Below are 18,068 nucleotides of genomic sequence, written 5' to 3' on the forward strand. Positions count from 1 at the left end.
ATGAATCCAAATAATCGCTTAACAACAAACCAAGGTGCTCCAGTTGGAGACAACCAAAATTCTCGTACAGCTGGTCGTCGTGGACCAGTATTATTAGAAGACTATCATTTAGTAGAAAAACTTGCGCACTTTGATCGTGAACGTATTCCGGAGCGTGTTGTGCATGCACGTGGTGCAGGTGCTCACGGTGTATTCGTAACGAAAAATAGTATGAAGCAATATACGAAAGCAGCATTTTTACAAAATGAAGGAACTGAAACGCCTGTATTTGTTCGTTTTTCAACGGTTATTCATGGTCAAGGTTCTCCTGAAACAGCACGTGACCCACGTGGGTTTGCTGTTAAATTTTATACAGAAGAAGGAAACTACGATATCGTAGGTAATCATTTACCAGTTTTCTTCATTCGTGATGCAATTAAATTCCCTGATATGGTACATTCCTTAAAACCAGCACCTGATACGAATATTCAAACGCCAGATCGTTATTGGGATTTCATGACGTTAAGTCCAGAATCTACACATATGATGACATGGGTATTTTCTGATTACGGTACACCAGCAAGCTATCGTGAAATGGAGGGTTTCGGCGTCCATTCATTTAAATGGATTAATGAAGAAGGTAAAATTGTTTATATTAAATACCACTGGAAACCACAGCAAGGTGTACGTAACTTAAATGCGAAAGAAGTGCAAGAAGTACAAGGGAAAGACTTCAATCATGCAACTCGTGACTTGTTCGATGCAATCGAAAAAGGAAATTACCCAAAATGGGATTTACACGTACAAGTTATGCAATTAGATGAAATGGACTCTTTAGACTTTGATCCACTAGATCCAACGAAAGTATGGCCAGAAGATCGCTTCCCATTAATGGAAGTAGGGACAATGACGTTAAATCGTAATCCGAAAAACTTCTTTGCAGAAGTAGAGCAAGTAGCGTTCTCTCCAAGTGCAACTGTAAATGGTATTGAGCCATCGGAAGATAAATTATTACAAGGTCGTTTATTCTCTTACCCAGATACACAGCGTTATCGTCTTGGTGCAAATTACTTACAAATTCCTGTAAACTGCCCATACGCAGCTGTTCATAATCAACAACGTGATGGTGCGATGCAAGTGAATCAAAACCCATCTACAATCAACTACGAACCGAGTCGTCATGCAGAGAATCCAGTTGAAGACAAAGCTTACCGCGATTCAACTATGAAAGTAGAAGGCTATGTATCTCGTGAAAAAATTGAGAAACCAAATGACTTCAAACAAGCAGGTGAGCGTTACCGTTCATTCTCTAAAGAAGAGCAAGATAACTTAATTGCAAACTTAACAAATGATCTAAAAGACGTAAATGAACGCACAAAATTATTAGCTGTTTGTAACTTCTTCCGTGCAGATCAAGAATACGGTATGCGTTTAGCACAGGCATTAAATGTTGATATTACGCAATATGTAGGAAATGCTCCGAAATAAATAGGAAAAGACGACCGGGCTTCGGTCGTCTTTTTTGTATAAAGTTATGTGGGGTATTTCGCATGTAAAACATGTCGGAATTTGTTGGTAAATCGATATGTTGTGTCGAACCGTTGATATATTGAAAGAAACAATCGATATATTTGAAAAATCGTTGATATATCCAAAAAATCGCTGATATATTCTCTCTAATACCAGATTGGGTATTGAGAAATCTATGTAACAAGTTCCCATTATTTAATAAGGCTAAGTGGCCTGAGTTCTACGATAGATAGGAACTCAGGCTTTTTTATGCAAAAAATTTATGAAATCTTTTTGGAATAAAACTGAGGACAAGAAAGAGGGCGATTTCTCCTAAAATAGCGACAATGATATTGAATAAAAAGGTACGGAAATTTGCAGTGATATGAGTAAGAATCGCGTATTTCCAATAAGATAAGCTCATGAAAATCACTCCTTGTAGCATTTTTTATAGTATATAAAATTTGTTTCGTAAAAGTGCGTGTCTTAGTTTGTGATTTGCGAAAAAACAAAATAAATTCTCAATATAATCTCAACAATTGAGTAACAAAACATGGAATATATTACCTGTTTAATGGCATAGGAATAGGAGTGTTTACAAAAATATTTTTTGAATTAACATAAAATTTGCAAAAAACTAATAAATTGTTGAAATAATGCAAACGTAAATATATACTCTATATATACTTTTTACAAAAAAGGATGTGATGAAATGAATTACATGTTTACTTGGTAGGGTAGGATTGATTCACTTTACAAATTCGAAAAAAATTAAGTGAGGAGAAATGTACATGTTTCAATTTATGAAATCACCAATCGGTATAGCGGTTGGAGTAGCAGCGGTTATATTAGCGTCACCAAAAGCGAGAAAGGGGCTAAGAAAGCTAGCGGTAAAAACAGTATCTGCTTTTCTCGGTGCAAAAGAACAAATTCAAAATGCTAGTTCAGAAATGGAAGAAGCTTTACCGAAAGTAAAAGAAGCGGCACGTAAAGTGGCAGTAAAAACAGTATCGCCAATTATTGGAGCAGTAGAAGCTGTACCGACAACTATTTCTAAATTCCAGGAAAAATGGGCGTCTCGTGTAAATGCATATCATTCTGAGCAGAGTGTAGATTACGAAAGCATACCTGTTACTCCTTAGATAGTAAGTGATTTTACTTCCTTTACAAGGATAAGGAGGATGATGATGCAGAGTAAATTATTAAAAACGAGATTTATACGATCGTTACCTGGAAGAATTCGAATTGAAATATATAAACTAAAATACAACTTGGACATGGCGAACTTGATAGTAGAACGTTTTCGTGACGTGGAAGGTATTTATCAAGTGAGTCCCTCTATCTCTACAGGAAGAGCCCTGATTACTTACGATATCAACAAGACCTCTCTACATACCGTTTGTGAAATAATTAAACTCCTAGAAGAACAAACTACAAAGAATACTAACTTTAACAATATTGAAGAAACGAAGAAAGCAGAAGATTCTTCATCTAGTGTAATTTCTTACGAGAAAAAAGGTGAAGGTGTTCCATTGCCACTAGCGCTTTCTGTCGCTGGATTAGGTGCGTTCGGTATAAAGCAACTATTTATGGGAAGATCAGCTTTAGCTAGAAGTCCAGGGCTTTTTTACTTGTCGGGGGCTTTATCTGTTTTGACGGGATACCCGTTTTTAAAACGAGGATTCAAAAAAATGGTTGCTAGCAAAAAAGTGAATTCTGATCTAGTGCTTGGCATAGGAACGCTTGCACTCGCACTAGCGCGGGAAAATATCGTCGTACTAGCGGGACTTAGTCTATTAAATTATTTAAATTGGAAGCGTAGTCAAGCGAACATAAATGAAGAGACAGATTCGTATAAAGAAAGAATTTTATCCCCGGAGATTAAAGCATACAGTGAAAAGCAATCGAAATGGGGCATGCTTTTTGGGGGAGCAACATGGGCCTTTACGAGAAATCCACTACGCGGAATGGCGGTTTTATTAGCTGCGAATCCGAAACCTGCAGTTTCGTCTGCTGAGTATGCATGGCGACAAGGAGATCTCGTTGCGAGGGAAAGAGGATATCTTATTCCAAATGAAGGATCGTTATCTCAACTGTCCCGAACGAGAACAATCGTATTTGACGATGTATCGCGTATATTCTGTCATGAAGAAGCGGAGATTAGCTGCATTTCAGAAGATGAAGGGCAAGTTTGGTGCACGGCAGCCTCACTGCTGGAGAAAAGTGGGCATGATTGGAAAGAGGAAGTTGTGCAACGAGCGAAGCAAACAGGAAGAACGTTAAGGAAAGCTTTTGAAATCGAAGTTGATGACGAAGGGATAAAAGGTGACATACAAGGCATTCCATCCTTTATCGGGAGTAAAGTATTTGTGCAGCGAAATGGTGTAGATATAAGTGCTTATGAGCTAGAAGCGAAAGGACTTGGCAAAGAAGGATTTAACGTTCAGTTCGTTGCTAAAGGTAAAAAATGTGTAGGATTGTTAGTTGGATCGAAAATGACGATTACACCTGAATTCACAGAAATAATGAAAGAATTAGGTGAAAATCAGTGGAAGTTTGCAGTTTTGCAAAATAGTTTACATGTAAATCATAGTGTTCTTTCGCAGCACGGTATTGATGCAAGTTGGCAACATAGTGATGTTGTAGAGCGTGTGGAGCGTATTCGTTCGGATGGGGAAGAAGTATTATTTGTTTGTGAGGATAATATTGAATTTCCGTCTGTATCTTATTATGAAATGAAAAATATATTTCAGTCAATCGCCTATGCGAAACAAATCGATTTATTAGTGAAAGAACATTTTCGAGTAGCGAAAATATGGAATATTGCCGGGGAGATGCTGGCTGTTTGGTCTATATTCACGGCACCTATTATCGCTTTAATGGCAAATGCTCTATCTTTAACGTTTTTATCTAGAGCGAAGCGAGTAAGTGAGAAGATTTTTTCTAATAAAAAGTTACTGAATATGAACCACTCGGTAGCTAGAGAAACTTCTACAAAATGGTATGCACTCTCGCAAGAAGATGTAATAAAAGATTTACAAGTGGAGAAACAGCAAGGGCTAAGCGCTCGAGAAGTGCAAATGCGACAAGAAAAGTATGGAATGAATAGAATTGAACCGAAGCAGTCTGTTCCTTGGATTGTTTCATTTATGGGGCAATTTAAAGAGTTTACATCGCTTATTTTACTTGGAGCAGCTGGATTGTCTGTATTATCAGGCGGGGTGTTTGATGGATTAGCGATGGGGACAATTCTCGTCGTCAATGCGGTAATTGGAACCCTTCAAGAGCGAAAAGCAGAAAAAGTAGTAGAAGCTTTAAATCAATTCCGTGCGCCAAATTGTATAGTAACCCGTGAAGGGGAAGAGATAGAGGTAGCAAGTAGTGAGCTCGTCCCAGGTGATGTTGTCTGCCTTCAAGCCGGAGACCGCGTACCTGCGGATCTTCGTATTATAGACTCTTGGAATTTAGAAGTTAATGAAGCGATGCTAACGGGTGAGTCTCTACCAGTTGAAAAGAAAGTGGATGCGGTAGGGGAAGAATCTTCGTTAGCGGAGCAGAATAATATGCTCTTTATGGGCACATCCGTAACGCGCGGCAAGGCGAGAGCTATAGTAGTGGAAACCGGGATGAGTACAGAGATGGGCTATATGATTTCCTTAATGAAGGGGGAAGAAACAGAGCCTACACCACTACAGCAAAAGGTGACGTCTATTAGTAAAACCTTTATTAAAGGAGCATTTGTGGCTGGCGGTATTGTGCTTGTAGCAGGATTGCTACGCGGTTTACCGATTACGCAAATGATTACAACAGCAGTTGCTCTTACAGCATCTGCTGTGCCAGAAGGTTTACCGATTATGATTACAATCGCTTTAAGTGCAGGAATCTTTCGTATGCAAAAGCAAAATGCACTTGTTCGGAAGCTTTCCAGTTTAGAAACGTTAGGTAGAACAACTGTTATTTGTTCTGATAAAACAGGTACTCTTACGAAGAATGAAATGACAGTTAAAGTCATTGCCACACCAAATCGTATGTGGAGTGTATCGGGTGATGGATATGAACCAGTTGGTACAATATCGGATGTAACGTCGTCTAAAGTCGCAGCTGCTGTAGAGATGGAAGTAGAAGAAGCGACTTATCATGAAAGTGAAAAAACGCCGTTAGAACATCCAGATTTTGTTCGCGTTCTGCAAATTAGTGTTCTTTGTAATAATAGTAAGTTAGAACATGAAGACGATCAGTGGATTGTGAAAGGTGACCCAACTGAAGGGGCTTTATTAAGTTTTGCTTCTAAAGCGGGTGTTTCATATAAGGATATGGCATCATTTGAACGACATCATGAAGAACCGTTCGATTCTGAGACGAAAATTATGAGTGTCGTTTGTAAGGAAAATGAATCATTGTATAAGTTTTCGAAAGGATCTGTAGAGGCAATCCTTACTAGATGTAAATGGTATCAACATAACGGTGAAATCTATCCGTTATGTGATAAAGAAAAAGAGGTCATTTTACAACAAAATGAAGGTTTTGCAGAACAGGCATTACGTGTATTAGGTTTTGCGTATAGTAATGTTGAGAATGATGACCTTATTTTTGTTGGATTAGTTGGTATGATTGATCCGCCAAAACCTGAAGTGGAAGAGAGTATTCGTGAAGCGATTGAACTTGGTGTAAAGCCTGTCATGATTACTGGGGATCATCCGACTACGGCAATTTCTATTGCGAAGCAGACCGGTATTTGGAATCGTGATGATCGTGTTTTGACAGGGGTAGAAATCGACAATGTAACAGATGAACAATTAAAAGAAATTGTAAAAAATACTTCTGTTTTTGCTCGCGTAACACCGGCACATAAGTTACGTATAGTAGCTGCATACCAAGCGGACGGTCAAATTGTAGCGATGACTGGGGATGGTGTAAATGATACACCTGCTATAAAGAAAGCGAACATTGGTATTGCGATGGGGCAAACAGGAACAGAAGTAACGAAAGAAGCTGCGGATCTTATATTGAAAAAAGATCATTTCGGTTCCATTGTGGAAGGGGTAAAAGAAGGTAGAACGATTATTGGTAATATTCGTAAAGCGGTTGGATGTTTATTGACGGGAAATTTAGCTGAAGTATTAGTGACAAGTGCGGCAGTTATTGCGGGAATGCCGATTCCGTTAGTACCAATTCAAATTTTATTAATGAATCTTATTACAGATGCTTTACCAGCGATGATTTTAGCTGTAAATCCTGGAAACAAAACGAAGCAAACGAAACGTCAAGATATTGTTGATAAAGAGTTGTACAAAAAAGTTGTAACGCGGGGAATACTGCTTGGAGCAGGTTCACTTGCTTTATTCGGTATGAGCTTAGCGGTTGGCGTGCCTCTTGCGGTAGCGCAAACATCAGCATTTGCAGCATTAGTTGCCGGTCAACTTATTCAAACATTCTCTTGGAGACAAGAAGGATCGGACGAAACGATGCGTGATTGGTCAAAAGATCGTTTCTTTGTGACGGCGTTAGGAACGTCTTGGCTTGTATTATTATCAGCTATATATGTTCCGCCATTTGCTCGTATATTCCATACCGCTCCATTAACATTTATGCAATGGGTACCTGTTCTTTTTGTAGCTGGTACAGTGTCTCAAATTTCAAAACCTATTATTAAATTAATCTCATATAAGAATGATGACTCGAAAAAGTTGGTAGTTAATGAACTAGCATTATTAAAAACAGTGTAAAGGAGTAATGAAAATGATACGAAAAATTGTTATTGGATCTACTTTAGCGTTAGCAAGTGCCGCTTTATTACCTGTTGTAAGAAATACACTCCGTCCACTTGTTGAATCAAGTGCAAAAGGTGTGAAGTCTACTTTTGAAACGATTAAAGAAGAAGTGGAAGATATTATTGTAGAAGCGAAAATGGATAGAATGCAAAAACAATTCGAGAAAGAACTTTCTTATGTTGAAGAAGAACATTCTAATGAACAAGAGATAATTGAAGCAGCTGCAAAGGTTGAGGAAAAGGAGGAAGTAAGAAATGACGCATAAAGCTGTTGAACAAGATGTAGATTACCACCTAGAGAAAGCGTTAGAACATTTTGAGCAAGCATTAGATTTAAGTGTAAAAGCGGTATCGGAAAATAAAGCGATGCAAAAAGAAATTTCTAGTAAAATGGGATCTTTTACGGGAGATATTTTTCAATTCGTTCGCGAAAAAGGAAAAGTACATCGTATGAATATAATGAAGTGGTTCACTCTACCCCGTTTTTAAACAGAGCTGTTAAGTGGAAGGAATATAGGGAGTTATTTTCTCCCTATATTCCTATTCCATGCTATGTATGTCACGTTAGTTTCCGGGATGTTCAACAATACGAAGGGGTGAACGAAATGGCAGCATGGATGATGGTATTAGCACTAACGTTTTCATCGAGTATTGACAACTTAGGGGTAGGAATTTCTTATGGCATTCGAAATATAAAAATTAGTCATCTATCAAATTTTATTATTTCGGTAATTTGCTTTTTATTTAGTGTAGTAGGAATATATTTTGGCTTATGGCTATCAAAAATTTTACCTGGGATAATGCCGGTTGTAATCGGTTCGTTCTTATTAATTATAATCGGTCTCCGAATCATCTTACTAGCAATTCCTCGGAAGGTTTCGGTGCAAGAGATTGAAGGAGAAGTGGGGGACACTGAAATAAATGGCTTAACGAAAAATATCGGTAAATCTGGGGAAATCGGTTTTGTGGAGTCTATTTTTCTTGGGATTGGTTTATCTGCTAATGCGCTCACAAATGGATTAGGAGCGGGTTTGTTCGGTTTGAATCCAATTGCTGTTTGTATTGCAGCTGCAGTTGGTAGTTTTATTACAGTATGGGGCGGAGTTGTGTTGGGAAGAAAGATAGCTCACGTTCGCATCGGTAAATTCACTTTAGGTCAGTTTGGTACATTGATTAGTGGAACATTATTATTAGTTATTGCCTTTGCTGCATTTTTTGATTAATTCATAGAAGGTGAGTGAAAGTGAGATTACTGTATAAAAGACTGAAATATTCGGAATTAGAATCGGAGTTACAATTAGTAGAAAGTGTTTTAAGTTCGGGGTATTTTATTTTATTGGATTTAATCTTCGTATCTTTCTTATTAATGGTACTGACCTTTTCTATGCATCATTCATTTTTTATAGCAATTGTCACATTCGTGAGTTCTTACATAATTTGTGGTAGTGTATTTTTATTATTACGGAAATGGTTAAAATGAGTTAAAAAGCTATCTTAATTTTTTAAGATAGCTTTTTTGTTTACAAAATGTAAACATATAAAGGACTTCTATCTTGTAAATAGTCAAAAAAATTTGTTAATATGAATTGTATAGAGATTATAGTTGTTTTTCTTATAATAACTATGGTTATTCTCGTGAATAAAGGGGAATGAGATATGTCTCAAGATAATGAAAAAAGTAATCTTGGATTGTTGTTGAAAAAGTTACTTAAGGAAAAGTCTTTATCGATGCGAAAGCTTAGTTTGCTTACTGAAATTGATACGGCTACTATTTCAATGATTGTAAATGGTAAGCGAAAGGCAAATCCGAAGCATTTGCAAAAGTTCGCGGAGAGTCTTGGTGTTCCAGTTGGTGATTTGTTTGTGGCAGCAGGCTATTCTATTGAAACGAAACAGGAGGAGCAATCGGATATTCATGTTTCCATTAATAACATTGAACATTTACTTGAATCCGCACAGCTCTATGATCAAAAGTTTAGTATATCGAATGTAGAGCAGCAATTAACGAATTATGAACAATATTCGCAAACAGAAGAAGGCAAAGAAACGATTGAAAAGGGGTTTCTTGAAAAGATTCAAAAGGTAAGCAGTATTGGCCCGTTTATTAATGATTTAAAAGAATTGTATGAAAGATTTACGAAGAAGAAGGGAACGACTGCAGAACTTGCTTTAATGGGAAGTGCGCTGATCTACTTTATATTATCGGTCGATGTAATTCCGGATTATATATTTCCAATCGGCTATTTAGATGATGCGGTTGCAGTACAACTCGTTTTAAATGCACTAATGAAAAGGTAAGATGTTTATATGAATAGATAGATAAGGATATTTATATACCAATAGTTTGAGATAATTGTATCGTTATGAATATACGAAAAAGGTGTACCCCGTGTTAGAACGGAGTACACCTTTTTCGTTTTAATTTGCCGATTCTTCTACATACTCATAAGCTTTCTCACCATGCATCGAAATATCAAGTCCCATGTGTTCCTCGTGCTCATCTACTCGAACGGGGAGGAAAAAGCTAATAACTTTAATAATGGTGTACGTCATTATGATTGTAAAGGCATAGGTTGCCCCGATTGCTACAAGTTGTTTAAACAGTAACGCGGCGTTTCCGTAAAACAATCCGTTCGCACCATCCCCGTTTACGGCAGTAGTTGCAAATAGTCCTGTTGCAATACCGCCCCAAGTTCCTCCGATGCCGTGGCATCCAAAGGCATCAAGTGTATCGTCATAACCGAATTTTGTTTTTAAGAAGAAAACGGCGCCAAAGCATAATATGCCACCAATTGCTCCGATAAGAAGGGCGGAGAAAGGTGTAACGAACCCGCAAGCTGGTGTAATAGCGACTAGACCAGAAACAACTCCGCAAGCAGCTCCCATTGCGGTCGGTTTTGATTGGAAGAACCATTCAGAAAGCATCCAAGTTAGAGCGGCGGCAGCGGCGGCTATATTTGTATTAATAAATGCAGTTAACGCTACGTCGTTTAAGGATAATGCGCTGCCGACGTTAAAACCGAACCAGCCAAACCATAATAAGCCTGCACCTAACATTGTAAATGGCAAATGGTGAGGAGAAGAACCATTTATGTTTTTTCGTTTTCCAAGGAAAATAGCTAATACAAGACCAGCAACTCCGGAAGTGATGTGAACGACGTTTCCGCCAGCGAAGTCTAGGGCGCCAAGTTCCCTTAGCCACCCACCGACGCCCCATACCCAATGAGCGACAGGATTGTAAACGATTGTTGTCCATAGAAGGATAAAAATAAGAAAGGCAGAAAATCGCATTCTTTCAGCAAATGCACCTGAAATTAAAGCTGGAGTTAAAATGGCGAACATGAGTTGAAACATCATGAATAAATTGTGAGGAATAGTAGATGAGTAGTCTGGATTTGGTGCGTAGGTAACTCCGTTTAGACCGAACCAATCAAGTGTGCCGATAAGCCCGTGCCAATCTGGTCCGAATGATAAAGAATAGCCGATAACAATCCATTGAATCGAAACGATAGCCATTGCGCTATAACTATGCATCGTTGTACTGAGTACGTTTTTGCTGCGAACCATACCTCCATAAAAAAGTGCCAATCCTGGTGTCATCAACATGACCATTACTGTCGTCATAAACATAAAAACTGTATCTCCCATATCCATGATCTCTCCTCCTGTAATGTTAGAAAAAATAACATCGTTTTGTTATGTTTCATATCATATTCGAAAAGGAATTAAAAATCAACTAAAAATTCAGAAAAATATATACATGATGTTAGAAAATGTAACATGAATTATTTTGTGAGGATTGAAATCGACATATGCGTTTCACTTGGATAATTGGTATAATATTCTTACAATTAAAAACTTGGGGGATGCGTGTGGGAAAAATACGGACTAGGAAACTATTCATTTGTTTTTGCTTAGCTTTTGTTTTGTTTGTACCAATACATACTTTTGCAGACGAAAAAAGAGAGTGGAAAGATGAAGTTATATACTCCATTATGATTGATCGCTTCAATAATGGAGAACCGAAAAATGACAAGCAGTTAGAAGTTGGTAATTTAGAAGGGTATCAAGGCGGGGATATAAGAGGAATTATAAAAAGGTTGGATTACATAAAAGAAATGGGTTTTACTACCATCATGCTTTCGCCGCTTTTTGAAAGTGGAAAGTACGATGGATTAGACGTGCGAAATTTTAAAAAGGTAAATGAACATTTCGGGACAGACAATGATGTGAAAGAACTTGTAAAAGAAGCTCATGCAAAAGGAATGAAAGTTGTATTTCAATTTCCACTTGGAGAAAACGAACAACAGGTAATTGATGCAACGAAATGGTGGATAAAAGAAGTTGATTTAGACGGAAGTTATGTTATACATAGTGAAAAAAAGCCGCGTTCCTTTTGGGATAACGCGCAAAAAAATATGCAAGTGATAAAGAAAGATTTTCGTATTATGACAAAGGAGGATAGCGAATACAACGAAAAAATAGTAGAATCGTTTTCCAAAGCGGATGTATCGGTGAAATCGTTATACGATGTGAGTAAAAAAGAAGGGGAATTTGTTACGTTTTTAGATGATCAAGAAACAAAAAGATATGCGCGTATTGCAAAAGAAAATATGTATTATCCGCCATCACGTTTAAAACTGGCGCTTACATATTTGTTAACATCACCTGGGATTCCGAATTTTTATTACGGAACTGAAATTGCATTAGATGGAGGAAGTGTACCCGATAATAGACGATTAATGGATTTTAAGTCAGACGAAAAATTTATGCAGCACATAACAAAACTAGGTGAACTTAGGCAGGCGAGACCGTCTTTACGACGCGGTACGTTTGAGCTTCTGTATGATAAGAGCGGGATGAGCGTACTAAAACGAAAATATAAAGATGAAGTAACTTTAGTAGCAATTAATAATACGAAAGAAACACAAAAAGTCTCCTTACCTGCAAGTGCAATTGGTGAAAAACAAGAGTTAAGAGGATTGTTGCAGGATGAAATTATAAGAGAGGAAAACGGAAAATTTTATCTCGTTTTAAAGCGTGAAGAATCAAACGTGTATAAAGTTAACGGAGAAACAGGTGTGAATTGGTTATTTATCTCCTTAATCGTTGGTGTGAATGTATTATTTATTGCGTTTTTAATTGCAGTTAAAAGGAAACGTAGATGAGATGAGAAGTTACTCACTCTACGTTCATGTCTTCTTATTGGATTTGTAAGTTTGTTCGTTGGCGCGATAGTGTTTATTCTGTTGATATGAAATTTCTTAAGAGAAACGATGTGAGAATGAAAACGTCCCTAGTGAGAGGAGGGCCAGGTTAGGAAGGGGATTTTCTTCCTAACCTGTTTTTTGTGTTAGCACCGATAGGGAAGAATCTTTGAAACAATCAATAATTGCAACTATATTAATTTTACATTACATTAAAAGTTAGAGAATACTCTTATACTAATACAGTGCTAAATAGTAGGTGGGAAAATGGAGTTTTACGATTTGGGTATTACCATTAAAGAGCTTAGAATTAAAAAAAATATATCACAATCCGAATTATGTCATGGAATATGTTCACAAAGTCAAATTAGCTATTAATCTAAATACTTTATACTTATTAGGTGAACTTTACTATTTAAAGGGATGGAATTTATTAAGATTTAAACAACAGAATGAAGAAGATATTGCAAATAACATAAAAAAAGCATTATTTATATTTGAACTAACAGAAAAAGAAAATCTGATAAAAATGGTTAAAGAAAAATATTTTGAAAACCAAAATGAAAAAAGCCACTCATAATTCATTTGGGGATTACTTGAAATATAATAGAACCTACAGGGAAAATCCCTGTAGGTTTTAAACTTATAAACTTTCTTCTAAAATATTAGTGTTTAATATAAATTTTTGAATAAGAGTTTACTTAGTGTACTTTTTATTTTGAAGTCTGCATCTTTATTAACGATGTATGCTTCTTTTTAAATCCATCCGAATATTATTGGTTCAAGTCGGAGGAAGGCACTTTGGGGTGTCTTTTCTTTAGACCTTTATCATTAACTATTTAATGTTTTTTTAAATGATTACATGACATAGTTTTTTTGTACCAAGCTTTGTTGATACAGTTAGACTTATCCGTTAGTGAATTCGCATTATTAGAACATCCTACAGTATTTAGGGAGAATGTGGCCAATAAAAACCATAGTATTAATTTCTTCATATAACCACTTCTAACTCTTTTTTAATTAACATTTTTTAAGTTCCTTATTAATTTTACAATACATTAAAGGTTGGGAAATATTCTTATACTCATAAATTGTTACGTTTTGGCGGGGGGAGGAATTATGAGTTACAGCGATTTTTAAGATGACTTTGGTCTAGGGTGTAGTTACTAAGAAAAGTAATTCAAATCGAAGGGGGAAACGTCTTGAGGTGTCTTTTTCTTATTTTCAATAAGGTCTGCTAAATACATGTATAAAACAAATTCTACAATAAGGCCTAGTTTAATCATACGGTCACTTGTAAAGTATGCGTATGGTTAGACCCTGTTCACTTAGCGATTTTCACCGCATATACCTTTTTCTATAGTTTGTTCTCGTAATATTGTCTCTACAAGACAAAAAAGAAAACTCCTCTAATTAAGAGGAGTTTTCTTTTTAGCGGTAGTTAATGAACTGTACGTCGATTGGTAAATCAGCGCTACGAACAGCTGCGATTACTGCTTGTAAGTCATCACGGCTTTTTGCTGTAACACGTACTTGATCATCTTGTACTTGTGTTTTTACTTTTAATTTCATTTCTTTAATGATGTTGTTAATTTTTTTCGCGTTATCTTTATCGATACCTTGTTGAAGTGTTGCGCGTTGGCGAACAGTGTTGCCAGTTGCAGCTTCAACTTTTCCGTAATCTAAGTTCTTAATTGGAACGTTACGTTTTACAAGTTTAGAGATAAGAACGTCTTTTACTTGCTCTAATTTAAACTCGTCATCAGAAGTTAAAACAAGTACTTCTTTTTCTAATTTAATATCACTTTTACTTCCTTTAAAGTCATATCGGTTTTGGATTTCTTTTAATGCGATATTAATTGCGTTTGTTACTTCAGGTAATTCTACTTTCGAAACGATGTCAAAAGAACTATCTTTTGCCATAGTTAGCACCTCCAAATAAATTTCTAATCTTTTTATGTACTGTACATACTAAAGTATAGCTGAAAACGAGTCTAGACTTAAGTGTTTTCGTACTTATATTCATGTAACCTCATTTTATTATAGTGAATTTTGGGCAGTTGGACAAATATAGGAAAAATCATGTTATAATTAACTTTTGTTTGGAATGATAAAAAAGATAATTTTATATATATAGAAGGGAATTAAAAAATATGTATTTGCAAATAGGATCGATTGAACAGGTAACTGTTTTACGCGAAACGGAAATCGGATATATGGTTGGGAATGAAGAAGAAGAAATTTTCCTACATAAAAACGAAGTGGCTGGAGAAATTGAAGAAGGCGATACGATTGATGTATTCTTATACCTTGATCACCAAAATCGTATTTCAGCAACAATGAAGGAACCGATTATTACAACTTATGATTGGAACTGGGTAAAGGTTGTAGAAGTTATTCCTAGTTTAGGTGTGTTTGTTGATATTGGTGTGTCAAAAGATATACTAATTCCAGCTGATGAGTTCCCGATTTATATGCCGGTATGGCCAGAAGTAGGCGACGAATTATATTGTACGTTAAAATTAACGAATCGTGATCGTTTAATTGCTCTTCCGGCAAGAGACAGTGATATGCAAGAAATTATCGTAGATGCAACGCCATCTATGCGTAATAAAAACGTAAACGGACGTGTATATCGTTCACTTCAAGTTGGTTCATTCATACTAACGGATGAGCATTTCCGTGCTTTCCTACACCATACAGAAAGAAAAGAACAAGTCCGCATCGGTCAGCGTGTAACGGGCCGTATTATTGACGTAAAAGATGACGGTACAATTAACATTTCACTTCTTCCTCGTAAAGAAGAAGGAATGGAAGATGATGCTGCAGTAATTTATGCATATATGGAAGAACGAGGCGGAGCAATGCCGTTTTGGGATAAGAGCCATCCAGAAGATATTAAAGAACGCTTTAACATGAGTAAAGCTGCATTTAAGCGCGCACTTGGTAAGTTGATGAAAGAAGAAAAGGTTTACCAAGAAGAAGGTTGGACGTACTTTAAGAAATAAGATGAAAGATTAAAAAGCACACCCTTATCTAAAAAGATAAGGGTGTGCTTTTTTTAATTTCCTTGCGGAGAAACAAGAGTAAATGTATCTTTCAAATCACTATCATTTATTTTAATATTTGCCTTTTTTAATTCCTCTTGTAACAATTTTTTGCTGAATACAGGATCAGCAGTACGTTCTTCCTCTAAGTTTTTGCGAATAGAGTTTTTTACCTCATCGTAAGGTTTTAAATCTTTTTTATCAGTTAATTTAATAACGTGATAACCGTTTGATGATTTTACGGGATTGCTAATTTGTCCAACATTTAGTTTGTAGGCAGCCGTTTCGAATTCAGGAGCCATTGTACCTGAATTGAAGTATCCAAGGTCTCCGCCTTTATCTTTTGATAGTAGATCTTGTGATTCTTGTTTTGCTAATTCTTCAAATGAAGCACCAGCATCTAGTTTACTCTTTATTTCTTTCGCTTCATTTTCGTCACTTACTAAAATGTGACTCGCTTTAATTTCTGGCTTATAGTGGTCTTTTACGTCTTTCTCTGTAATGCTTTTCTTAATCGCTTCATTCATAGCAAGTTTGAACTTAATTTGATTTTTAAAATCCTCTTCATCTTTTAAACCATTATTTTCTAATACTTTTTTGAATTGATCTCCATATTGTTTTTTTACTTTTTCTACTTCTTTATTTACCTCTTCATCAGATACTTTATATTTTTTTGTGATGACGTCTTGTGCCATCATTTCGTATAGCATGTCTTTTCCGTAACGATCTTTCAATTGTTTTTCGAAGTTATCCTTTGTAATGGTCGAGTCTGTTGCTGTAGCGACTGTAGCTGAGCCGTTTTTTTGTCCGCAAGCAGATAACATCAATATACTTATTAGTGCAGTAATAATGAAAATATGTTTCCCTCTCATGCCAACACCTCATCCGAATATGTTATCGCTATTGTAGAATATAGAAGTGAACATGAAGTGAATTTTTAATGTTTTTTTCCTTTAAAATGTAAAAAAGTACATCAACATAATTGTTGATGTACGATGGAATCAAAGGTGATCGGTCTTTTTAGAGTATGCACGTTTACCTTGCTGAATATTTTTTTGCTCTTGCTCATTTTTTTGTGTGCGTTTTGCGTTATTATCGCGTGCTTTTTTGTCGTTATCACTCGTATGTGGCATATGTATCAACTCCATTTCTAAACGTTGTACGTTTATCATTTCCTTTTTCGTAAAGACTATGTATAGCGGTGCATTTATGAAGGGTAAAGGTGGATTCGAAATGGATTTGAAGTTGAATTATACTGAACTTATAAAGAAGTTAATCGTTGTAATCATCGCAGGTTTATTAAACGCGATTGGGATGAATTTATTTTTAACACCAGCAAAAGTGTATGCGAGCGGCTTTGCTGGATTGTCTCAATTATTATCGCAAATATTAGGTGATTTTTTATCGATTCACATATCTACGGGAGTATTGTTTAGCTTATTTAATATTCCTGTCGTTATTTTAGCGTGGAAAAAGGTTGGAAAGGCCTTCACCTTTTTTAGTTTTCTTTGTGTTATATTTATGACTCTGTTTCTAGAAATCATCCCTGTTAGAGCGGTTTCGAATGATATCATATTAAATGCGATTTTTGGTGGGATTATTTCGGCAATTGGAGTAGGGATTGCTTTAAAGTGGGGTGCTTCTACAGGTGGATTAGATATTATCGCCATGATTTTATCAAAAATAAAAGATAAGCCTGTCGGTACATACTTTTTCTTTTTTAATGCAATTATCATTATCGCTGCTGGCTATGTATATGGATGGGAAAAAGCGTTGTATACGCTAGTGACTTTATATGTATCAACGAGAATTATTGATGCAATTCATACTCGTCATGTAAAGATTACAGCATTAATTGTTACGAAGAATGGGGCAGACGTAAGAAAGGCGATTCACTCGCGATTAGTAAGAGGGATTACAACGATACCAGCAACAGGTGCTTATACGAATGAAAATAAAGAAATGTTAATGATGGTTATTACCCGTTACGAGTTATACGAATTAGAGAGGATTATTAGACAAGTGGACCCAGGTGCATTTACAAATATACTGCAAACAGTTGGGGTGTTCGGATTGTTTCGGAAAGATTAAAGAGGACCAAAGTTGGTCCTCTTTTTTAATGTAAATTCGTAATGTTTTGCAATTGCTCTTGCATTTCACGGAGCTGAACTTTTTCAGCAGTTGAAGAGTTTGCGTAAGCGGATTGCAAAGCATTTTTTGCTCTATACACGAGATCTTGTTGCTCAGTACCGCTTGAACAAGATACGGCATTTTCAACAGCATCTCTAGCTTGTTGGAATAGTAAGTTCCCCATTTAAACCCCTCCAAAAGAAGAGTTACTTCTTGCTTTTTCTGCCTCAGCTAATGTACCTCTGTACGGGAATCTTGCATCATGCTTCATAACAGCATCGGCTCCTTGTTGGATAAAACGTTTTGATTTGTTCTTTTTACCCATTCGAAAAACCCCCTTTATTTAGCTGAAAACAATCGACGCAAAGTCTCATGCGTCTACTTATAGTATGGACATTTGGCAGGAAACTATAAGTAGGGAATTTT

At 36.3% G+C, this 18,068-nt stretch carries 18 protein-coding genes and 1 pseudogene; 12 read left to right on the forward strand and 7 right to left on the reverse strand.

Features of this window, described 5'->3' with window-relative positions:
* Complete coding sequence (gene katB, locus HFD78_RS01760) at nucleotides 1-1,467, forward strand: catalase KatB (RefSeq protein ID WP_001069180.1); 1,467 nt, start codon at nucleotides 1-3, stop codon at nucleotides 1,465-1,467.
* 289 nt (nucleotides 1,468-1,756) lie between these two features.
* Here the strand turns inward: katB and HFD78_RS01765 are convergent, their stop codons facing one another.
* Nucleotides 1,757-1,912, reverse strand: coding sequence for a hypothetical protein (locus HFD78_RS01765; protein WP_023901154.1), 156 nt, complete (start codon nucleotides 1,910-1,912; stop codon nucleotides 1,757-1,759).
* Between the two features lie 367 nt (nucleotides 1,913-2,279).
* On the opposite strand from HFD78_RS01765, the gene HFD78_RS01770 reads away from it, so the two are divergent.
* The 7 genes from HFD78_RS01770 to HFD78_RS01800 all read left to right on the forward strand — a co-directional run bounded on the left by HFD78_RS01770 (nucleotide 2,280) and on the right by HFD78_RS01800 (nucleotide 9,556).
* The gene (locus HFD78_RS01770) at nucleotides 2,280-2,630 is read left to right on the forward strand and encodes a YtxH domain-containing protein (RefSeq protein ID WP_000486133.1); all 351 of its coding nucleotides are present in this window, start codon (nucleotides 2,280-2,282) and stop codon (nucleotides 2,628-2,630) included.
* Between the two features lie 45 nt (nucleotides 2,631-2,675).
* Complete coding sequence (locus HFD78_RS01775) at nucleotides 2,676-7,214, forward strand: cation-translocating P-type ATPase (protein ID WP_001190888.1); 4,539 nt, start codon at nucleotides 2,676-2,678, stop codon at nucleotides 7,212-7,214.
* Between the two features lie 13 nt (nucleotides 7,215-7,227).
* On the forward strand, nucleotides 7,228-7,524 hold the full coding sequence (locus HFD78_RS01780; protein ID WP_000619725.1) for a hypothetical protein: 297 nt from the start codon (nucleotides 7,228-7,230) through the stop codon (nucleotides 7,522-7,524).
* Nucleotides 7,514-7,747 carry a hypothetical protein gene (locus tag HFD78_RS01785; RefSeq protein ID WP_000148973.1) on the forward strand — a complete coding sequence of 78 codons (234 nt, stop codon included), beginning with the start codon at nucleotides 7,514-7,516 and terminating at the stop codon, nucleotides 7,745-7,747. The genes HFD78_RS01780 and HFD78_RS01785 overlap by 11 nt, the downstream gene beginning before the upstream one ends.
* A gap of 116 nt (nucleotides 7,748-7,863) precedes the next feature.
* Entirely contained in the window at nucleotides 7,864-8,481 is a 618-nt protein-coding gene (gene ytaF, locus HFD78_RS01790; protein WP_000741932.1) for a sporulation membrane protein YtaF, read from the forward strand.
* Between the two features lie 20 nt (nucleotides 8,482-8,501).
* The gene (locus HFD78_RS01795; RefSeq protein WP_001238640.1) at nucleotides 8,502-8,738 is read left to right on the forward strand and encodes a hypothetical protein; all 237 of its coding nucleotides are present in this window, start codon (nucleotides 8,502-8,504) and stop codon (nucleotides 8,736-8,738) included.
* A gap of 176 nt (nucleotides 8,739-8,914) precedes the next feature.
* Complete coding sequence (locus HFD78_RS01800; RefSeq protein ID WP_000076219.1) at nucleotides 8,915-9,556, forward strand: DUF1232 domain-containing protein; 642 nt, start codon at nucleotides 8,915-8,917, stop codon at nucleotides 9,554-9,556.
* Between the two features lie 120 nt (nucleotides 9,557-9,676).
* Here HFD78_RS01800 and HFD78_RS01805 read toward each other — a convergent pair whose 3' ends face one another.
* Nucleotides 9,677-10,912 (reverse strand): ammonium transporter, encoded by a 1,236-nt coding sequence (locus HFD78_RS01805; RefSeq protein WP_000367129.1) that lies wholly within the window; start codon nucleotides 10,910-10,912, stop codon nucleotides 9,677-9,679.
* A gap of 158 nt (nucleotides 10,913-11,070) precedes the next feature.
* On the opposite strand from HFD78_RS01805, the gene HFD78_RS01810 reads away from it, so the two are divergent.
* Together HFD78_RS01810 and HFD78_RS01815 are read left to right on the forward strand one after the other, a co-directional pair.
* Nucleotides 11,071-12,426 (forward strand): alpha-amylase family glycosyl hydrolase, encoded by a 1,356-nt coding sequence (locus HFD78_RS01810; protein ID WP_050428198.1) that lies wholly within the window; start codon nucleotides 11,071-11,073, stop codon nucleotides 12,424-12,426.
* A 400-nt stretch (nucleotides 12,427-12,826) separates the two neighbouring features.
* Nucleotides 12,827-13,045: pseudogene (locus HFD78_RS01815) on the forward strand (hypothetical protein); the annotation flags it as partial.
* An 851-nt stretch (nucleotides 13,046-13,896) separates the two neighbouring features.
* Here the strand turns inward: HFD78_RS01815 and HFD78_RS01820 are convergent.
* Nucleotides 13,897-14,388 carry a YajQ family cyclic di-GMP-binding protein gene (locus HFD78_RS01820; protein ID WP_001040149.1) on the reverse strand — a complete coding sequence of 164 codons (492 nt, stop codon included), beginning with the start codon at nucleotides 14,386-14,388 and terminating at the stop codon, nucleotides 13,897-13,899.
* Nucleotides 14,389-14,618: 230 nt separating this feature from the next.
* Between HFD78_RS01820 and HFD78_RS01825 the strand changes: the two genes are divergently transcribed.
* Nucleotides 14,619-15,473 carry a CvfB family protein gene (locus tag HFD78_RS01825; protein WP_000281260.1) on the forward strand — a complete coding sequence of 285 codons (855 nt, stop codon included), beginning with the start codon at nucleotides 14,619-14,621 and terminating at the stop codon, nucleotides 15,471-15,473.
* Between the two features lie 53 nt (nucleotides 15,474-15,526).
* Here HFD78_RS01825 and prsA read toward each other — a convergent pair whose 3' ends face one another.
* The gene (gene prsA, locus HFD78_RS01830) at nucleotides 15,527-16,384 is read right to left on the reverse strand and encodes a peptidylprolyl isomerase PrsA (RefSeq protein ID WP_001214216.1); all 858 of its coding nucleotides are present in this window, start codon (nucleotides 16,382-16,384) and stop codon (nucleotides 15,527-15,529) included.
* Nucleotides 16,385-16,513: 129 nt separating this feature from the next.
* The gene (locus HFD78_RS01835; RefSeq protein ID WP_001120851.1) at nucleotides 16,514-16,645 is read right to left on the reverse strand and encodes a DUF3941 domain-containing protein; all 132 of its coding nucleotides are present in this window, start codon (nucleotides 16,643-16,645) and stop codon (nucleotides 16,514-16,516) included.
* Nucleotides 16,646-16,745: 100 nt separating this feature from the next.
* Here HFD78_RS01835 and HFD78_RS01840 point away from each other — a divergent pair, with 100 nt between their 5' ends.
* Nucleotides 16,746-17,603 carry a YitT family protein gene (locus HFD78_RS01840; protein ID WP_000364432.1) on the forward strand — a complete coding sequence of 286 codons (858 nt, stop codon included), beginning with the start codon at nucleotides 16,746-16,748 and terminating at the stop codon, nucleotides 17,601-17,603.
* Between the two features lie 25 nt (nucleotides 17,604-17,628).
* Here HFD78_RS01840 and HFD78_RS01845 read toward each other — a convergent pair whose 3' ends face one another.
* Together HFD78_RS01845 and HFD78_RS01850 are read right to left on the reverse strand one after the other, a co-directional pair.
* Nucleotides 17,629-17,826, reverse strand: coding sequence for a DUF3813 domain-containing protein (locus tag HFD78_RS01845; RefSeq protein WP_000527407.1), 198 nt, complete (start codon nucleotides 17,824-17,826; stop codon nucleotides 17,629-17,631).
* Complete coding sequence (locus HFD78_RS01850; RefSeq protein ID WP_000516816.1) at nucleotides 17,827-17,967, reverse strand: hypothetical protein; 141 nt, start codon at nucleotides 17,965-17,967, stop codon at nucleotides 17,827-17,829.
* Nucleotides 17,968-18,068: the final 101 nt, after the last annotated feature.

This window comes from Bacillus sp. EKM501B, assembly GCF_011800505.1.
Classification (GTDB): domain Bacteria; phylum Bacillota; class Bacilli; order Bacillales; family Bacillaceae_G; genus Bacillus_A; species Bacillus_A cereus.